The following is a 17,426-nucleotide window of genomic DNA, read 5'->3' as shown; positions in this document are numbered from 1 at the left end:
ATGTCACGTCGTTCATCGTCACGTCAGTGTCCGTCCGGCCGCATCCAGTAGCTGGGCGACGCCCGCCGCCCGCTCGGTCAGGTGCAGGCGCAGCACCGGCCGCCCGCGACCGGCGAGGGCCCGCCGGTCGCCGGCGGCCTGGGCCGCCTGAAGGTCTCCGAAGGTGTACGGGCGGCCGGGCACCGGCAGGTCGCCGGTGACCGCGCCGGTCAGCTGGAGGTGGCTGCCGGCCCGTGGGCCGCCCTTGTGGTACTGCCCCGTCGAGTGGAGACACCGCGGCCCCCACCCGAAGGTGACGGGGCGCGCCGTGGCCCGCGCCAGCAGCGGGCGCAGGCCCGTCACCGCCGCGTCGCCCCACCGGTCGAGGTAGGCGGTCACCGCCAGGTAGCCGTCGTCGCCCAGCCCGGCGAGCAGCCAGCGCAGCGCGCCGGCCAGGTCGGCGGGGGCGCCGGCCGGGGCGTACACCTCGATGGCGCCCTCGGTGGCCGACGGCGACTCCGCCGGCGGACCGTCGGCGAGCAGCCGCGCGGTGTGCTCCTTGCTCTCGGCGACGTCCGGCTGGCCGAACGGGTCGACGTCGAGCACGGCGGCGGCGAGCGCGGTGGCGTACTCCCAGGTGAGGAACTGGGCGCCCAGTGGACCGTTGACCGCCACGTCGGCCGGGCCGGGCGCGGCGCCCGGGCCGAGGGCGCCGCCGTAGCCCACGGTCAGCACGTCCGGGCCGGTGGCGCCGGGGGCGTCCGGGGCCTCCACCACGACCGGGAGGATGCCCCGGCCGGCCTTGCCGGTGGACCCGGCGAGCAGTTGCTCGGCCCAGTCGCCCAGCCCGTCGAGCCCCGTGCCGTCGGACACCAGCGCGACGGTGTCCCGGCCGGTGGTGGCCGCCGCGGCGAGCGCCGCCCCGAGGGCCAGGCCCGGGTTGTCCCGGTGTCGGTCGAGCGCGCCGGCGAGGGCCTCGGCGTCGTCCAGCAGGTCGGCGACCGGCGCCCCGGCCAGCGCCGCGGGGACCAGCCCGAACGCGGTGAGCGCGGAGTGCCGGGCGCCCACCTCCGGGTCGGACTGGATGACCACCACGCCCAGCTCGTCGGCGAGCCCTTCCAGCGGGGAACCGGGGTCGGTGACGACCACGAAGTGCCGGGCGGTCTCGGCCTCGGTCAGGCCGGCGTCGAGGAACGCCTGCCAGTACGCCCGCCGGATGCTGTCGGTCTCCACCGTGGCGCCGGACTCGCCGGCGACCACCACCACGGTGCGGTCCAGCCGGTCGGCCAGGGCCGCGCGGACCTCGCCGGGATCGGTGCCGTCGAGCACGGTCAGCGGCCGGCCGAGGGTCCGGGCGATCACCTCCGGGGCGAGCGAGGAGCCGCCCGTCCCGGCCAGCACCACGTGGTCCAGGTCGGCCAGCTCCTCGGTCAGCTCGGCGAGCTGGGGGAGCAGCTCCCGGGCGCGGGCGTGGGTGTCCAGCCAGCCCAGCCGCGTCCGGGCCGTCGCCTCGGCGGCCGGCCCCCAGAGGGTCGGGTCCTTGGCGGCGAGCCGGGCGGGGAGGTCCGCGGCGACCAGCGCGGCCCGCACGGACGCGGGCGCGGACCCGTCGACCGCGTCCGCGCCGTGCACGGCCAGCCCGGCGGCGATGTCCGCCCGGCCGGCCAGCAGGTCGCTCACCTCACCACCCCGTCCTCGTGGCGTCGCGCGTCCCGGGGCGCGTTACCGGTCCCGGGACGCGACCGGCGCCGTCCGTCACGCGTTGCCCCCGGCCTTCTGGGCCGCCTTCGCGTTGCCCTTGGCGGCCCGGTTCGGCTGGCCGATGCCCTTGGCCGCCTCGGCGAGGGACTTCTTGACCCCGTCGAGCAGCTCCAGCCAGCTCGTCTCGAACTTCTCCACGCCCTCCCGCTCCAGGGTGGCGATCACGTCGGCCATGTCCACGCCGACCGCCTCGAGGTCGGTGAAGACCTTGCGGGCCGCGTCGTACGAGCCGGTGATGGTGTCGGCGCGGGTCTCCCCGTGGTCGGCGTAGGCGTGGATGACCGCCTCCGGCATGGTGTTGACCGTGCCGGGGGCGATCAGCTCCTCGACGTAGATGACGTCCCGGTAGTCGGGGTTCTTGGTCGAGGTGGAGGCCCACAGCGGGCGCTGCGGGTGGGCGCCCGCGTCGGCGAGCTTCTTCCACCGGTCGGAGCCGAAGACCTCGGCGTAGCGCTCGTACGCCAGCTGGGCGTTGGCGATGGCGGCCTTGCCGCGCAGCGCCTTGGCCTCGTCGGAACCGATCTTCTCCAGCCGCTTGTCCACCTCGGTGTCGACCCGGGAGACGAAGAACGAGGCGACCGACCCGATCTTCGACAGGTCGTGGCCGTTCGCCTTCGCCTGCTCCAGACCGGCCAGGAACGCCTCCATGACCTGCGAGTACCGGTCCAGGCCGAAGATCAGCGTGACGTTCACGCTGATCCCCTCGGCCAGGGTCGCGGTGATCGCCGGCAGGCCCGCCTCGGTGGCCGGGATCTTGATGAAGAGGTTCGGCCGGTCGACCAGCCACCAGAGCGCCTTGGCCTCGGCGACGGTCCGGTCGGACTCGTGGGCCAGCCGCGGGTCGACCTCGATCGACACCCGGCCGTCCACCCCGGCGCTCTTGTCATAGGAGGGGCGCATCACGTCGCAGGCCCACCGCACGTCGTACGTGGTGAGCATGCGGACCGCCTCCTCGACCTCGATGCCGCGGATGGCGAGGTCGCGCAGCTGCCAGTTGTACTCGTCGGCGTCGCTGAGTGCCTTCGCGAAGATCGTCGGGTTGGTGGTCACCCCGGCCACGTGCTGCTCCCGGCGGAGCTTGTCCAGCCCACCGGAGCTCAGTCGTACCCGGGAAAGATCGTCGAGCCAGATCGCCACACCGGCGGCCTGGAGCTCGCTCAGCCTGTCCGTCATGCTGCCCACGCTCCCCTCAGTTGCCGGTCGTGAAACCGGTGATGTCGCCCACCCGGGTCAGCGCCGCGTGCGCGGCGGCCACGATCCGGTCGGGGGTGAACCCGAACTGCTCGAAGAGCACGGTGTGCGGCGCGCTCGCCCCGTAGTGCTCCAGGCTCACGCACTCGCCGCTGTCCCCGACGATCGCCCGCCAGGACATCGCGATGCCCGCCTCCACGCTCACCCGTGCCTTTACCCCGCGCGGGAGCACCGACTCCCGGTAGGCCTCGTCCTGCGCGAAGAACCACTCCTGGCAGGGCATCGAGACGACCCGGGTGGGGGTGCCGTCGGCCTCCAGCCGCTCCCGGGCGGTGAGGCAGAGCTGCACCTCGGAGCCGGTGCCCACGATGATCACCTGCGGCTGCCCGTTGGACGCCTCGGCCAGCACGTAGCCGCCCTTCGCGGTGCCCTCGGCGCCGGCCAGCTCGGTGCGGTCGACGGTCGGCAGCGCCTGCCGGCTGAGCGCCAGCGCGGTGGGCCGGTCGGTGTGCTCCAGGGCCTGCCGCCACGCCCAGGCGGTCTCGTTGGCGTCGGCCGGGCGGACCACGTCGAGGCCCGGGATGGCCCGCAGCGCGGTCAGGTGCTCCACCGGCTGGTGGGTCGGGCCGTCCTCACCGAGGCCGATCGAGTCGTGCGTCCAGACGTAGGTCACCGGCAGCTTCATGAGCGCGGCGAGCCGCACCGAGGGGCGCATGTAGTCGCTGAACACCAGGAACGTGCCGCCGTACGGGCGGGTGCCGCCGTGTAGGGCGATGCCGTTGAGGATCGCGCCCATGGCGTGCTCGCGGATGCCGAAGTGCAGGGTGCGGCCGTACTCGTCGCCGGGGAAGTCCTTGGTGGCGTGCTCGGCCGGGACGAAGGACGGCTCGCCCTTCATGGTGGTGTTGTTGCTCTCCGCCAGGTCGGCGGAGCCGCCCCACAGCTCGGGCAGCACCGGGGCGAGGGCCTCCAGGACCTTGCCGGAGGCGGCCCGGGTGGCCACGCCCTTGGCATCGGCCGGGAAGGTCGGCAGCGCGTCGGCCCAGCCCTGCGGGAGCGTACGGGTGGACATCCGCTCCCAGAGCGCCTTGCGCTCCGGGTTGGCCTGCGACCAGGCGTCGAACGCGGTGGTCCACGCCGCCTGCGCCTCGGCGCCCCGGTCCAGCACCTGGCGGGCGTGCTTGAGCACCTCCTCGTCGATCTCGAAGGTGCGCTCCGGGTCGAAGCCGAGGATCCGCTTGGTGGCCTTCACCTCGTCGGCGCCCAGCGCCGAGCCGTGGATCTTGCCGGTGTTCTGCTTGTTGGGCGCGGGCCAGCCGATGATGGTGCGCAGCGCGATGAAGGACGGCCGGCCGGTCTCCGCCTTCGCGGCCAGCAGCGCCTCGTGGAGCGCCTCGACGTCCTCGTGGTAGTCGCCCTGGTCGGCGTCGCCGCGGCGCCAGTCGACCGTCTGGACGTGCCAGCCGTACGCCTCGTAGCGGGCGGCCACGTCCTCGCTCTTGGCGATCCGGGTGTCGTCCTCGATCGAGATCTCGTTGTCGTCGTAGATCACGCAGAGGTTGCCGAGCTGCTGGTGGCCGGCGAGGGCGCTCGCCTCGTGGCTGATGCCCTCCTCGATGTCACCGTCCGAGGCGATGCACCAGATGTCGTGGCGGAACGGGGAGTCGGCCCGATCCGGGTCGGGGTCGAACAGGCCGCGCTCGCGGCGGGCCGCCATGGCCATGCCGACCGCGTTGCCGAGGCCCTGGCCGAGCGGGCCGGTGGTGGTCTCGACGCCCGGGGTGTGGCCGTGCTCCGGGTGGCCCGGGGTGAGCGACCCCCACTGCCGCAGCGCCTTCAGGTCGTCCAGGGCCAGCGGGTAGCCGGAGAGGAAGAGCTGGATGTAGAGGGTCAGGCTGGAGTGCCCGGCGGACAGCACGAACCGGTCCCGGCCGGGCCAGTTCGGGTCGGCCGGGTTGTGCCGCATGACCCGGTTGAAGAGCAGGTACGCCGCGGGGGCGAGGCTCATGGCCGTGCCCGGGTGGCCGTTGCCGGATTTCTCCACGGCGTCCATGGCCAGCACGCGGACCGTGTCGACGGCCCTGCGGTCGAGGTCGGACCAGTTGAGAGCGGGAAGCTCGGGTCGGTTGGCAGCCACGATGGTTGTGCTCCTCGGCAGATGGGCGGAACCCTCACTGATGACCCTATCGAGCGGCCCTAAACGTCCGCCCGGGGATCTCTGCATGCTGGTCTGTACGTCTCCGACCGGATCAGCCGTTCAACCCGGGATGTGACGGCCCGCACCGTTGCCGGGTCTGCGGGGCAGCCAAAACGACGCCGCGTAGTGTGTGGGGCGGTGTGTGGGCCCGGAGGGGTCCGAGCCGACCCCGACCTCCCCTGCCGAAGCCGGAAGGTGGCAATCCGTGAGCATGATCACCGAGCGCCCCGTCAGCGACTCTGCCGGGCAGCCGCCGGTGGGCACGGTGACGGAGGCGCCGGCGACCGGCCGGCGGGACGTGCGGGCCGTGGTGGCCGCGTACGTGGCGCTCACCAAGCCGCGGATCGTCGAGTTGCTGCTGGTCACCACCGTGCCGGCGATGATGCTGGCCGACGGCGGCATGCCGGCGCTCTGGCTGGTGGCCGTGGTGCTGGTCGGCGGCTCGCTCGCCGCGGGCGCGGCCAGCGTGCTCAACTGCTACATCGACCGCGACATCGACCAGTTGATGCGGCGCACCAAGCGCCGGCCGCTGCCCGCGCACACCGTGTCCCCGCGCAACGCGCTGATCTTCGGCCTGGTGCTCGCGGTGATCTCGGTCGCGCTGATGGCCGCCGCCACCAACTGGCTGGCCGCCGGGCTGACCCTCGCGGCGATCGCCTACTACGACCTGATCTACACGCTCTGGCTGAAGCGCACCACGGCCGCCAACACCTTCTGGGGCGGCGCCTGCGGGGCGGCGCCGGTGCTGATCGGCTGGGCCGCGGTCACCGGCTCCCTGGCGCCGGCCGCCTGGGGCCTGTTCGCGGTGGTCTTCTTCTGGCAGATGCCGCACTTCTACGCCCTGGCGATCAAGTACAAGGCGGACTACGCGCGGGCCGGCATCCCCATGCTGCCGGTGGTGGCCTCGGTCCGCCGGGTCAACGCGGAGATCATCCTCTTCTCCTGGCTGACCCTGCTCTCCTCGCTGGCCGTCTGGCCGCTCGGGATGAGCCCGATCTACGGCGTCACCGCGCTGGTGGTCGGCGGGATCTTCGTCGTCGAGGCACACAAGCTCTGCCGGCGCGCGGCGCGCGGCGAGGCGGTCAAGCCCATGCGGCTCTTCCACTGGTCCACCACCTACCTCACCATCCTGTTCGCGGCCGTCGCCCTCGACGCCCTGCTCTAGACCCGTTTCCGGTGCTCACCGGAGTGGATGGGTTCCCCGTGTCGCGGATTTCATCAGAAATTTTTTCGGCCTGAGCCGGACAGGCTCAACCCGGACAGAGTGGGGCGATCCCCGCCGCCCGTTTTGGGCGGGCATAGGCGACATGGCCGGTCGAATTACCTGTGGTCTTCCTTAAACCAGTAGGTAATTGGCATCACATTCAGTTCATCGTTCTCGCACATCCGAGTGGATGTCTGCTTAGGCTTCGCGTCATGGCAGATGGTTCCGATACGACGCTGACGGCTGACAAGACTGTCGAGCAGGCCCCCAACGGCCTGGTCGCGGGCATCAAGTCGTTCGCCGCCGGACACGGCGGAGCGAAGGCGGTCATCGAGTACGTCGGCAAGCGCGGCGCACGGATCGTCCTCGTGGGTTCCGACGGGGCGTGGGCCGACCAGTTCGCCGACGGCACCGACGTCGCGCGGCAGGCCTGCGCCAAGGCAGGAGTGACCGTCGAGAACGCCTGGGAGCGTGAGCTGATGGACCAGATGCGTCCGAGCAACGACCTCTGGCGGTCGATGGCCCGGCGCACGATGGCCCGTTGACATAAATTGACCAACCACCACCAGTCGACCCGGGGGAAACCCCGGGTCGCTCTCGTCACCTGCACCGCCCTTCCCGACCTCGACCCGGACGACCGGCTCGTGCTCGCCCCGCTCGCCGCCCGCGGCGTCGCCGCCGAGGCGGTCGTCTGGGACGACCCGTCCGTGGACTGGTCCCGCTACGACCTGGTCGTGCTCCGCTCGCCCTGGGACTACGCGCTGCGCCGCGACGAGTTCGTCGCCTGGGCGCGCGCGGTGCCCGCCCTGGTCAACCCGGCCGACGTGGTCGCCTGGAACACCGACAAGCGCTACCTGGCCGAGCTGTCCGCGGCCGGCGTGCCCACCGTGCCGACCTCCTGGGTCGAGCCCGGGGCGGACTGGGTCCCGCCGGCCGACGCCGGGGAGTACGTGATCAAGCCGGCGGTCAGCGCCGGCAGCCAGGACACCGGCCGGTACGACCTGGCCGACCCGGAGCACCGGGAGCTGGCCGTGGCCCACGTGCGGCGGCTCTCCGCCGCCGGGCGGGTCACCATGGTCCAGCCGTACCTGACGGCGGTGGACACCGCCGGGGAGACCGCGCTGCTCTTCCTGGCCGGGCCGGACGGCCTGGCGTTCAGCCACGCGATCCGCAAGGGGCCGATGCTGACCGGCCCCGACCGCGGCGTGGCCGAGCTGTACCGGGAGGAGCGGATCGACGCCCGGACGGCCACCCCGGAGCAGCTGGACACGGCCGAGAAGACCCTGGCCGTCGTGCCCGGTGGCACCGAGCGGCTGCTCTACGCCCGGGTGGACCTCATCCCCGGCCCGGACACCTCGCCCGTCCTGGTCGAGCTGGAGCTGACCGAGCCGAGCCTGTTCGTCGGCCACGCCGACGGCGCCCCGGACCGGCTCGCGGCGTCGATCGCCACCCACCTGGCCCGGCGGTCCTGACGTCGCGCTCCGGCCCGCACCGCGCGGGCCGGAGCCGGCGTCACTCCTGGTCGCAGTGGTTGCGTTCCCAGCGGCCGCCGATCGGCGGGGTGTCCAGCCGGATCGCCGCCTCGTTCCCGGTGACGTCGTTGTCCGCCACCCGGCAGGACACGCAACTGCCCGCCTCGGTGATCCACAGCCCGTAGGTCTGGGTGTGCTCGTCCCGGTGCCAGATCCGGTTGCCCCGCACGGTGGCCGAGTCGAACGGGGCGTTGATGGCGATCCCGGCGCGCTCCGGCGGGCCGGCGGGCAGCTCGTACGGCGTGCCGGGCGCCGGGGTGGCCTCGTTCCAGCCGGTGGCCCCGTCGGGCCGCACCTCGGCCAGGGACAGCTCGTTGCCGGTGTTGTCGGCAACGACGGCGGTCCGCGAGTCGACCCGCAGGACCTTGCCCCGGTGCCCGCCGGGCGGCCAGTTCACCGTCCCGTCGGTGACCCGGCGCGGCGCGTAGCGCACGGTCGCGCCGGAGCCGTGGCACGCGGGCGCGGACCGGCGCCCGTTGTCCCGGATCCGGTTGTCCACCACTGCGGCGTCGGTCATCGGCCGGTCGATCCGGATCCCGTCCAGCGCGTTCTCCCAGATGTGGTTCCCCTGGATCACCACGTCCTCCGCGGGGCCCCGGTAGCCGTGGCCCAGGTGGTGCTCGTGGTAGCCGTAGCCGCCGTTACGGCTGATCCGGTTGCCCCGGATCACGTACGGACCGGGGGTGTTGCCCATGCTGATCCCGTCGCCGACGTTGCGGTCGATCACGCAGTCGGTCAGCAGCCCGCCGCGGCCGGCGATCCCGGCCGTGCCGTTGGCGGAGACGTCGAAACCCGCCTCCAGGTTGTTCGTCAGGGTGCAGGCCGAGACGATCAGCCCGTCGGCCCCCCAGTCGGAGATGCCGAACCGGTTCGCCTGGCTGTGGCACCCGACGATGCGGAAACCGCGCGGGGGCGGCCAGTAGTCCTTCTGCAGCTCCAGGAAGATCCCGTTGGTCCCGTTGCCCACCGTGGTGCAGTTGGCGATGGTGAGCCGCTCCACGTCGCCCCAGCCGCCGATGCCGACGCCGATGCCCGCGCCACCCATCTGCTCGCCGTTGTCCAGCCGGCCGCAGCCCACCACGACCACCCCGTCGATGAGGCCGTCCTGCAGGAAGTCGCAGCCCAGCCCGGTCGCCCCGGTGTGGTGGATGTAGAGGTTCCGGAAGATACCGCGCACCACGTACTGGAGGCCGAGGCCCTTGGCCAGGTAGTTGTACTGGGTCATGCCGACGCCGGAGCCGTCGATCTCGAAGTCGGTGAAGGAGCAGTCGGCGATGTGCCGGTCCCGGTCCGCGCCGTGCTGCACCGTGGTCCAGAACGCCAGCGGGACGGGATCGTTCCGGTTGCCCTCGTTGCTGAGCAGGAACCGGGTGGCGGCCGGCCCCGCGCCGATCAGCGACACGCCGCTGCGCCAGACGGTGCCGGCGTCCCGGATCGAGTAGATGCCCGGCGGGCAGTGGATGACCCGCGCCCGGCCGTCGGCGGCGTACCCGTCACCGAGCCGGTCCACCAGCGCGGCCAGCGCCGGCTGGTCGTTGGTCACGCCGTCGCCGGTGAGCCCGAAGTCGAGGGCGTCGCACCACAGCGGCGCGCCGGCCACCGGCGTCAGCCGCTGCGGGACGGTCGTGGACAGGCCCTTGCGCGACACCGGCGGCTCCCCTCGGGCGGACGATCCGTGGCGGACCGCTTTCCCGCTGCCGGCCGGGGGTAACGCCGGGGGAGCGCGCCTCAGGCGGCGGGGCTCAGGCGGCGGTGGTGACCGGCTGACCGGCCGGCGCGGCGGCGACCGGAGCCGGCGGGGCCGGATGCCGCTCCCGGGTGGCCCAGAGCACGCCCAGGGTCGCCAGCAGCACCAGGCAGGAGCCGAGCATGTGCGCGGCGACCAGCGCGGCGGGCAGGTGGGTGAAGTACTGCACGAAGCCGATCAGGCCCTGGCCCAGCTCGACCGCGACCAGGATCCCGGCGGCCCGGGCCGCCCGGGCGGCGCCCACCGCGCGAAACGCGAAGAGCAGCGCCACCGAGAGGCCGACCAGCAGGAACACGGCGTCGGCGTGCACCTGGGAGATCGCCTCCGGGTCCAGGCGGTTGCGGGCCGCGCCCTGGTCGCCCGCGTGGGGCCCGCTGCCGGTCACCCAGGTGCCGACCACCAGCACGGCCGCGCTCACGACGGTGGTGAGCAGGGCGAGGGTACGCAGCGGCGCCGGCACGGTCGGGGTCACCGGCCCGTCCGGCTCGGTGGTGCGCTTCCAGAGCGCGTACGCGGCGGCGATCACCGCCATCGAGGCGAGGAAGTGCAGCCCGACCACCCACGGGTTGAGGTTGGTGAGCACGGTGATGCCACCGACCACGGCCTGGGCGGGAATGCCGAACAGCACGCCGATCGCCAGCGGCAGTAGCCCGCGCGGGCGGGTCCGCTGGGCCAGCACGGCGAGCACGACGGCCAGCGCGATGATCCCCACGGCGAAGGTGAGCAGCCGGTTGCCGAACTCGATCGCCCCGTTGACGCCCATCTCCGGGGTGGCGATGTACGACTCGTCGGTGCACCGGGGCCAGGTGGGGCAGCCGAGCCCCGAGCGGGTGAGCCGGACACCCCCGCCGGTGACCACGATCGCGACGTTCGCGATGATCGAGGTGTACGCGAGGCGGCGCAGCAGCGTGGGGGAGACCGGGAACCGGGCGAAAGCCTTCACGGAGCGAATCCTACGCACCGTAGTTGATCCCGATCGGGTGACTCCGCCACCCCGGTGGTCGGGATCACCGGACCCCGGGTTTGCGGGGCTCCTGCGAATTACGTAACGTTGGCGTTGTGAAAAACGCGGCGGCGCTCTCCGGGCACCACCAGGCGACCGCTCCGGTCGTCAGCACTGCCGCGTCCACCGATCTCTCCACCCGTGACCGGGTCACCCAGCTGCTGCTGGAGCAGGGCGCGACGACCGCGGCCCAGCTCGGCACGGCGCTCGGGCTCAGCCCGGCCGCGATCCGCCGGCACCTCGACGCCATGCTGGCCGACGGCGACGTGGAGGCCCGCGAGCAGGTCGTGCGGGGCAGCCGGGGCCGGGGCCGACCGGCCAAGGTCTTCGTGCTCACCGAGGCGGCCCGGGTGCGCTGCGGCACCCACCACTACGACAACATCGCCACGGCCGCGCTGCGCTGGATCGCCCGCACCGGCGGCTCGCACGCCGTCGAGGCGTTCGCCGCCGAGCAGGTGACCGCGCTGGAGGAGCGCTGCCGCGCCGCCATGGAGGACGCCGGCGACGAACCGCTCGCCCGGGCGGAGGCGCTCGCGGGGGCGCTGACCGCCGAGGGTTACGCTGCCAACGCGTCCACGATCGCCTCCGGCGGCCAGCTGTGCCAGCACCACTGCCCGGTGGCGCACGTGGCCGCCGAGTTCCCCCAGCTGTGCGAGGCCGAGACCGCGGTGATCTCCCGTCTGGTCGGCACCCACGTGCAGCGCCTGGCCACCATCGCGCACGGCGACGGGGTGTGCACCACGCACATCCCCACCCAGCCGCGTGCCCAGTCCGGTAACACCGTCACCACTGTGAGGACAGATAGATGACCGAGCAGATCGTCCAGCCCCTGACCCAGGAGGAGCAGCTCGCCGCCCTCGGTCGCTACGAGTACGGCTGGGCCGACCCCGACGTCGCGGGGGCGGCTGCCCAGCGCGGCCTCAACGAGGCGGTGGTGCGGGACATCTCGGCCAAGAAGAACGAGCCGGCCTGGATGCTCGACCTGCGCCTGAAGGGCCTGCGGCTGTTCGGCCGCAAGCCGATGCCGGCGTGGGGCGCGGACCTCACCGGGATCGACTTCGACAACATCAAGTACTTCGTGCGGTCCACCGAGAAGCAGGCCACCAGCTGGGAGGACCTGCCCGAGGACATCAAGAACACCTACGACCGGCTGGGCATCCCCGAGGCGGAGAAGCAGCGGCTGGTCGCCGGCGTCGCGGCGCAGTACGAGTCCGAGGTCGTCTACCACAAGATCCGTGAGGACCTCGAGGAGCAGGGTGTCATCTTCCTGGACACCGACACCGCGCTGCGCGAGCACGAGGACATCTTCAAGGAGTACTTCGGCACGGTGATCCCGGTCGGCGACAACAAGTTCGCCGCCTTGAACACCTCCGTCTGGTCCGGTGGCTCGTTCATCTACGTGCCGAAGGGCGTGCAGGTGGAGATCCCGCTGCAGGCCTACTTCCGGATCAACACGGAGAACATGGGCCAGTTCGAGCGGACGCTGATCATCGTCGACGAGGGTGCGTACGTGCACTACGTCGAGGGCTGCACCGCGCCGCTCTACTCCTCGGACTCGCTGCACAGCGCGGTCGTGGAGATCATCGTCAAGAAGAACGCCCGGTGCCGTTACACGACCATCCAGAACTGGTCGAACAACGTCTACAACCTGGTGACCAAGCGCGCCGTCTGCCACGAGGGCGCGACCATGGAGTGGGTCGACGGCAACATCGGCTCCAAGGTCACCATGAAGTACCCGGCGGTCTACATGACCGGCGAGCACGCCAAGGGCGAGGTGCTCTCGGTGGCCATGGCCGGCGAGGGCCAGCACCAGGACGCGGGCGCCAAGATGGTGCACGCCGCGCCGCACACCTCCTCGACCATCGTGTCGAAGTCGATCGCCCGGGGCGGCGGCCGCACCTCCTACCGCGGGCTGGTGCAGGTGCTGGAGGGCTCGCACAGCAGCCGGAGCACGGTCAAGTGCGACGCCCTGCTGGTCGACACCATCTCCCGCTCCGACACCTACCCCTACGTCGACATCCGCGAGGACGACGTGTCGATGGGGCACGAGGCGACCGTCTCCAAGATCAGCGACGACCAGCTCTTCTACCTGATGAGCCGGGGCCTGAGCGAGGACGAGGCGATGGCGATGATCGTGCGCGGCTTCATCGAGCCGATCGCCAAGGAGCTCCCGATGGAGTACGCCCTGGAGCTCAACCGCCTGATCGAGCTCCAGATGGAGGGTGCGGTCGGCTGACGCCGACCCGCCCGCCCCGCACCAGACCGTCGTCGCAGAACAGACCAAGGACGAGATGACTACCCAGGCTTCCGCGCCGCCCACGACCAAGTCGCAGGCGCTCCGCTCGTACGACGTCGCCGACTTCCCGGCCCTCACCGGCCTGGAGGAGGAGTGGCGCTTCACCCCGCTCAAGCGCCTGCGCGGCCTGGCTGCTGGCGAGGCGCAGGCCGCGACCGGCACGGTCCGCCACGAGCACGGCGACCTGCCCGAGGGCGTCACCGTCGGCCGGATCGGCAAGGACGACCCGCGGGTGGGCAGCGTGCTCACCCCGGTCGACCGGATCAGCGCGCTGGCGTACGGCGGGGTCGACGAGGCGCTGCTGGTGCAGGTCGCCCGGGACGCCGTGGTGGAGGCGCCGGTGAGCCTGCGGGTGGTCGGCGGGGGCGCCGACGCGCTCGCGCTGGGCCACACCTTCGTCGAGGTGGGCCGGTTCGCCGAGGTGACCCTGGTGCTGGAGCACGTCGGGTCGGCCACCCTGGCCGACAACGTCGAGGTGGCGGTGGGCGACGGCGCGAAGCTCACCCTGGTCACCGTCGCCGACTGGGCCGACGACGCCGTGCAGGCGCAGCACCTCAAGGTCAGGCTGGGCCGCGACGCCAAGGTGATCCATGTCCAGGTGAGCCTCGGCGGCGACCTGGTCCGGCAGTACACGTCGGTGGAGTACACGCAGCGCGGCGGCGAGGCCGAGCTGTACGGCGTCTACTTCGCCGACTCGGGCCAGCACCTGGAGCACCGGCAGTTGGTCGACCACACCGTGCCGGACTGCCGCAGCTACGTGGGCTACCGGGGCGCCCTGCAGGGCGAGAGCGCGCACACCGTCTGGGTCGGTGACGTGCTGATCCGGGCCGAGGCGACCGGCACCGACACGTACGAGATCAACCGGAACCTGCTGCTCACCGACGGCGCGCGGGCGGACTCGGTGCCCAACCTGGAGATCGAGACCGGCGAGATCGCCGGCGCCGGGCACGCCAGCGCGACCGGCCGCTTCGACGACGAGCAGCTCTTCTACCTGATGGCCCGGGGCATCCCGGAGGGCGAGGCCCGCCGCCTGGTGGTCCGCGGCTTCTTCGCCGAGCTGATCAACAAGATCCCGGTCGAGGAGCTGCGCGAGCGGCTCGGCGACGCCATCGAGGCCCGCCTCACCAAGGCCGGCGCCTGATGATCAGGATCTGCTCGACCGAGGACGTGCCCAAGGGCACCGCGATCAGCGCCGACGTCGACGGCACCCAGATCGCGATCGTGCACGGCGAGGACGACGCGTTCTACGCCGTGTACGACGAGTGCTCGCACGCCGCCGTGGCCCTCTCCGAGGGCGAGGTCGACGGGTGCACGCTGGAATGCTGGCTGCACGGATCCCGTTTCGACCTACGGACCGGCGAGCCCACCGGGCTGCCCGCCACCGAACCCGTTCCCGTCTATCCCGTCGAAGTCCACGACGGCGACATCTTCCTTCCTGTGGGCGACGACGGCCGCCCGATGCCGAGCAATGGAGTGACCCGCTGATGAGCACCCTGGAGATCCGCGACCTGAAGGTGTCGGTCAAGCTGCCCGAGGGTGAGCTCAAGCCGATCCTGGCCGGCGTCGACCTGACCGTGCGGTCGGGTGAGACCCACGCGATCATGGGCCCGAACGGCTCTGGCAAGTCGACCCTGGCGTACTCGATCGCCGGCCACCCCAAGTACGAGATCACCGGCGGTTCGGTGACCCTCGACGGCGAGGACGTGCTGGCCATGTCCGTCGACGAGCGGGCCCGCGCCGGCCTCTTCCTGGCCATGCAGTACCCGGTCGAGGTCCCCGGCGTCTCGGTGGCCAACTTCCTGCGCACCGCCAAGACCGCCATCGACGGCGAGGCGCCGAAGCTGCGCACCTGGGCCGGCGAGCTGCGCGGCGCCATGGAGAAGCTCCAGATGGACCCGGCGTTCGCCCAGCGCAACGTCAACGAGGGCTTCTCCGGCGGTGAGAAGAAGCGGCACGAGATCGTGCAGCTGGAGCTGCTCAAGCCGAAGATCGCCATCCTCGACGAGACCGACTCCGGTCTCGACGTGGACGCGCTGCGCGTGGTCAGCGAGGGCGTCAACCGGGTGCGCGACACCGGCGACACGGGCCTGCTGCTGATCACCCACTACACGCGGATCCTGCGCTACATCAAGCCCGACTTCGTGCACGTCTTCGTGGCCGGCCGGATTGTCGAGCAGGGCGGCCCGGAGCTGGCCGACAAGCTCGAGGAAGAGGGCTACGAGCGGTACGTCGCCGGGGCCGGCTCGGCGCGGGCCTGAGCACCGATGACCTCCATCGCGATCCCGTCGGGCATGCCGCAGTACGACGACGTGCCCCGCTACGACGTGGCACGGGTGCGGGCCGACTTCCCGATCCTGGACCGGGAGGTCAACGGGCACCGGCTGGTCTACCTCGACAGCGCCAACACCTCGCACAAGCCGCGGCAGGTGCTCGACGTGCTCGCCGAGCACTACGCGCGGCACAACGCCAACGTGTCGCGCTCGGTGCACACGCTGGGCACCGAGGCGACCGAGGCGTACGAGGGGGCCCGGGCGAAGATCGCCGCGTTCATCAACGCGCCCAGCGTCGACGAGGTGGTCTTCACCAAGAACTCCACCGAGGCGATCAACCTGGTGGCGTACGCGTTCTCCAACGCCTCGCTGCGTCCGGACGCCGACCCCCGGTTCCGGATCGGCCCCGGTGACGAGATCGTCATCTCCGAGATGGAGCACCACTCGAACATCGTCCCGTGGCAGCTCCTCGCCGAGCGGACCGGCGCGACCCTGCGCTGGTTCCCGGTCACCGACCACGGCCGGCTCGACGAGTCCGGGCTGGACGACCTGGTCACCGAGCGGACGAAGATCGTCTCGCTGGTGCACATGTCCAACATCCTCGGCACGGTCAACGCCACCTCGCGGATCACCCAGCGGGTCCGCGAGGTGGGCGCCCTGCTGCTGCTCGACTGCTCGCAGTCGGTGCCGCACCTGCCCATGGACGTGGTCGACTACGACGCGGACTTCATCGTCTTCACCGGCCACAAGATGTGCGGCCCGACCGGCATCGGTGTGCTGTGGGGCCGGGGCGAGCTGCTCGCCGCCATGCCCCCGGTGTTCGGCGGCGGCTCGATGATCGAGACCGTGACAATGGCGCGCTCGACGTTCGCCGCGCCGCCGGCCCGGTTCGAGGCGGGCACGCCGCCGATCGCCGAGGCGGTCGCGCTCGGTGCGGCGGTCGACTACCTCACGAGCATCGGGATGCCGGCCATCCAGTGGCACGAGAAGGAGCTGACGGCGTACGCGCTGGACGCCCTCGCCACCGTGCCCGGGCTGCGCGTCTTCGGCCCGAACGTGCCGGTCGGCCGGGGCGGGACGATCTCCTTCGCGCTCGGCGACGTGCATCCGCACGACGTCGGGCAGGTGCTCGACTCGCTCGGCGTGCAGGTCCGGGTCGGGCACCACTGCGCCAAGCCGGTGTGCACCCGGTTCGGCGTGCCGGCCACCACCCGGGCGTCGTTCTACCTGTACACCACGACCGAGGAGATCGACGCGCTGGTGGCCGGTCTGGAACAGGTGCGGAAGGTGTTCGACTGATGCAGCTCGACCAGCTCTACCAGGAGATCATCCTGGACCACTACAAGCACCCGCACGGCCGCGGCCTGCGGGACGCGACGGACCCGGTCGCCCGGGTCGGGGAGGCGCACCACGTCAACCCGACCTGCGGCGACGAGATCACCGTGCGGGTGACCACCGACGGCAAGGTGTTCACCGACATCTCGTACGACGGGATGGGCTGCTCGATCAGCCAGGCGTCGGCCAGCGTGCTGCACGAGCTGCTGCGCGGCCGGGCCGCCGACGACGCCAGCGTGGTGCACGAGGCGTTCGTCGAGTTGATGTCCGGACGTGGCCAGGTCACGCCGGACGAGGACGTGCTCGGAGACGGGGTGGCGTTCGCGGGTGTCGCGCGCTACCCGGCCCGGGTGAAGTGTGCGCTGCTGTCGTGGATGGCGTTCAAGGACGCCGCGGCACGCGCCGGGGTGGGCGTGAGCCCGGAGGTGAAGGCATGAGCAGCGAAGAGACCACCTCGACGCCGGAGACCGGCGCCGTGGCGACCGACGGCGCGACGGCCAACGGCGCGGCCCCGGCCGGCGGCGGCAGGGCCGCGATCGACGACATCGAAGAGGCGATGAAGGACGTCGTCGACCCCGAGCTGGGCATCAACGTGGTCGACCTCGGCCTGGTGTACGGCGTCCACGTCGACGACCAGAACGTCGCCACCCTGGACATGACGCTGACCTCGGCGGCGTGCCCGCTCACCGACGTGATCGAGGACCAGGCCCGCCAGGCGCTGACCACCGGCCCGGGCGGCGGCCTGGTCAACGACATCCGGATCAACTGGGTCTGGCTGCCGCCGTGGGGCCCGGACAAGATCACCGACGAGGGCCGGGACCAGCTCCGCTCCCTCGGCTTCAACGTCTGACCGTTTCCCGGTCCCCGTCGAGCGCGGCACCCCTGCGGGTGCCGCGCTCGACCCGTTCCAC

Annotated in this window: 16 protein-coding genes; 11 read left to right on the top strand and 5 right to left on the bottom strand. The window is 72.1% G+C overall.

Annotated features, from left to right (window positions below; all coding sequences use genetic code 11):
- Nucleotides 1–18 precede the first annotated feature (18 nt).
- The 3 genes from ABZS80_RS29875 to tkt all read right to left on the bottom strand — a co-directional run bounded on the left by ABZS80_RS29875 (nt 19) and on the right by tkt (nt 5,068).
- Nucleotides 19–1,659 (bottom strand): glucose-6-phosphate isomerase, encoded by a 1,641-nt coding sequence (locus tag ABZS80_RS29875; RefSeq protein ID WP_355061048.1) that lies wholly within the window; start codon nt 1,657–1,659, stop codon nt 19–21.
- Between the two features lie 75 nt (nt 1,660–1,734).
- On the bottom strand, nt 1,735–2,913 hold the full coding sequence (gene tal / locus ABZS80_RS29870; RefSeq protein WP_355061046.1) for a transaldolase: 1,179 nt from the start codon (nt 2,911–2,913) through the stop codon (nt 1,735–1,737).
- Nucleotides 2,914–2,929: 16 nt separating this feature from the next.
- The gene (gene tkt, locus ABZS80_RS29865) at nt 2,930–5,068 is read right to left on the bottom strand and encodes a transketolase (RefSeq protein ID WP_355061044.1); all 2,139 of its coding nucleotides are present in this window, start codon (nt 5,066–5,068) and stop codon (nt 2,930–2,932) included.
- Nucleotides 5,069–5,333: 265 nt separating this feature from the next.
- Here tkt and ABZS80_RS29860 point away from each other — a divergent pair, with 265 nt between their 5' ends.
- The 3 genes from ABZS80_RS29860 (at nt 5,334) to ABZS80_RS29850 (ending at nt 7,804) form a co-directional block, all read left to right on the top strand.
- Nucleotides 5,334–6,293 carry a heme o synthase gene (locus ABZS80_RS29860; RefSeq protein ID WP_355061042.1) on the top strand — a complete coding sequence of 320 codons (960 nt, stop codon included), beginning with the start codon at nt 5,334–5,336 and terminating at the stop codon, nt 6,291–6,293.
- A gap of 251 nt (nt 6,294–6,544) precedes the next feature.
- On the top strand, nt 6,545–6,877 hold the full coding sequence (locus ABZS80_RS29855) for a hypothetical protein (protein ID WP_355061040.1): 333 nt from the start codon (nt 6,545–6,547) through the stop codon (nt 6,875–6,877).
- Between the two features lie 6 nt (nt 6,878–6,883).
- Complete coding sequence (locus ABZS80_RS29850; protein WP_355061038.1) at nt 6,884–7,804, top strand: hypothetical protein; 921 nt, start codon at nt 6,884–6,886, stop codon at nt 7,802–7,804.
- 40 nt (nt 7,805–7,844) lie between these two features.
- Here the strand turns inward: ABZS80_RS29850 and ABZS80_RS29845 are convergent, their stop codons facing one another.
- On the bottom strand, nt 7,845–9,512 hold the full coding sequence (locus tag ABZS80_RS29845) for a right-handed parallel beta-helix repeat-containing protein (protein ID WP_355061036.1): 1,668 nt from the start codon (nt 9,510–9,512) through the stop codon (nt 7,845–7,847).
- 94 nt (nt 9,513–9,606) lie between these two features.
- A complete protein-coding gene (locus tag ABZS80_RS29840; RefSeq protein WP_355061034.1) occupies nt 9,607–10,572 on the bottom strand; it encodes a COX15/CtaA family protein in 966 nt (321 codons plus the stop codon).
- Nucleotides 10,573–10,772: 200 nt separating this feature from the next.
- Here ABZS80_RS29840 and ABZS80_RS29835 point away from each other — a divergent pair, with 200 nt between their 5' ends.
- The 8 genes from ABZS80_RS29835 to ABZS80_RS29800 are packed head-to-tail and all read left to right on the top strand — an operon-like array spanning nt 10,773 to nt 17,365.
- Nucleotides 10,773–11,423 (top strand): transcriptional regulator, encoded by a 651-nt coding sequence (locus tag ABZS80_RS29835; RefSeq protein ID WP_355061074.1) that lies wholly within the window; start codon nt 10,773–10,775, stop codon nt 11,421–11,423.
- On the top strand, nt 11,420–12,850 hold the full coding sequence (gene sufB / locus ABZS80_RS29830) for a Fe-S cluster assembly protein SufB (RefSeq protein WP_355061032.1): 1,431 nt from the start codon (nt 11,420–11,422) through the stop codon (nt 12,848–12,850). The genes ABZS80_RS29835 and sufB overlap by 4 nt, the downstream gene beginning before the upstream one ends.
- Before the next feature lie 55 nt (nt 12,851–12,905).
- Complete coding sequence (gene sufD / locus ABZS80_RS29825; protein WP_355061030.1) at nt 12,906–14,051, top strand: Fe-S cluster assembly protein SufD; 1,146 nt, start codon at nt 12,906–12,908, stop codon at nt 14,049–14,051.
- Nucleotides 14,051–14,395, top strand: a complete 345-nt coding sequence (locus tag ABZS80_RS29820; RefSeq protein WP_355061028.1) for a non-heme iron oxygenase ferredoxin subunit — start codon at nt 14,051–14,053, stop codon at nt 14,393–14,395. Before sufD ends, ABZS80_RS29820 begins: the two co-directional genes overlap by 1 nt.
- Nucleotides 14,395–15,168, top strand: coding sequence for a Fe-S cluster assembly ATPase SufC (gene sufC, locus ABZS80_RS29815; protein ID WP_151461956.1), 774 nt, complete (start codon nt 14,395–14,397; stop codon nt 15,166–15,168). Before ABZS80_RS29820 ends, sufC begins: the two co-directional genes overlap by 1 nt.
- Before the next feature lie 6 nt (nt 15,169–15,174).
- Nucleotides 15,175–16,479, top strand: a complete 1,305-nt coding sequence (locus ABZS80_RS29810; RefSeq protein WP_355061025.1) for a cysteine desulfurase — start codon at nt 15,175–15,177, stop codon at nt 16,477–16,479.
- On the top strand, nt 16,479–16,952 hold the full coding sequence (sufU, locus tag ABZS80_RS29805) for a Fe-S cluster assembly sulfur transfer protein SufU (RefSeq protein ID WP_355061023.1): 474 nt from the start codon (nt 16,479–16,481) through the stop codon (nt 16,950–16,952). Before ABZS80_RS29810 ends, sufU begins: the two co-directional genes overlap by 1 nt.
- Entirely contained in the window at nt 16,949–17,365 is a 417-nt protein-coding gene (locus ABZS80_RS29800; RefSeq protein WP_151461953.1) for a metal-sulfur cluster assembly factor, read from the top strand. Before sufU ends, ABZS80_RS29800 begins: the two co-directional genes overlap by 4 nt.
- Nucleotides 17,366–17,426: the final 61 nt, after the last annotated feature.

Source organism: Micromonospora sp. NPDC005305, assembly GCF_040607315.1.
GTDB lineage: Bacteria > Actinomycetota > Actinomycetes > Mycobacteriales > Micromonosporaceae > Micromonospora.
Note: the sequence above shows the minus strand (reverse complement) of the source record. Positions and strands in the feature narration are given on the sequence as shown.

Coding starts and splice junctions, on each gene's coding strand:
- tal (WP_355061046.1), bottom strand. CDS start 2,913: ATGACGGACAGGCTGAGCGAGCTCCAGGCCGCCGGTGTGGCGATCTGG.
- ABZS80_RS29855 (WP_355061040.1), top strand. CDS start 6,545: ATGGCAGATGGTTCCGATACGACGCTGACGGCTGACAAGACTGTCGAG.
- sufB (WP_355061032.1), top strand. CDS start 11,420: ATGACCGAGCAGATCGTCCAGCCCCTGACCCAGGAGGAGCAGCTCGCC.
- sufD (WP_355061030.1), top strand. CDS start 12,906: ATGACTACCCAGGCTTCCGCGCCGCCCACGACCAAGTCGCAGGCGCTC.
- ABZS80_RS29820 (WP_355061028.1), top strand. CDS start 14,051: ATGATCAGGATCTGCTCGACCGAGGACGTGCCCAAGGGCACCGCGATC.
- sufC (WP_151461956.1), top strand. CDS start 14,395: ATGAGCACCCTGGAGATCCGCGACCTGAAGGTGTCGGTCAAGCTGCCC.
- ABZS80_RS29810 (WP_355061025.1), top strand. CDS start 15,175: ATGACCTCCATCGCGATCCCGTCGGGCATGCCGCAGTACGACGACGTG.
- sufU (WP_355061023.1), top strand. CDS start 16,479: ATGCAGCTCGACCAGCTCTACCAGGAGATCATCCTGGACCACTACAAG.
- ABZS80_RS29800 (WP_151461953.1), top strand. CDS start 16,949: ATGAGCAGCGAAGAGACCACCTCGACGCCGGAGACCGGCGCCGTGGCG.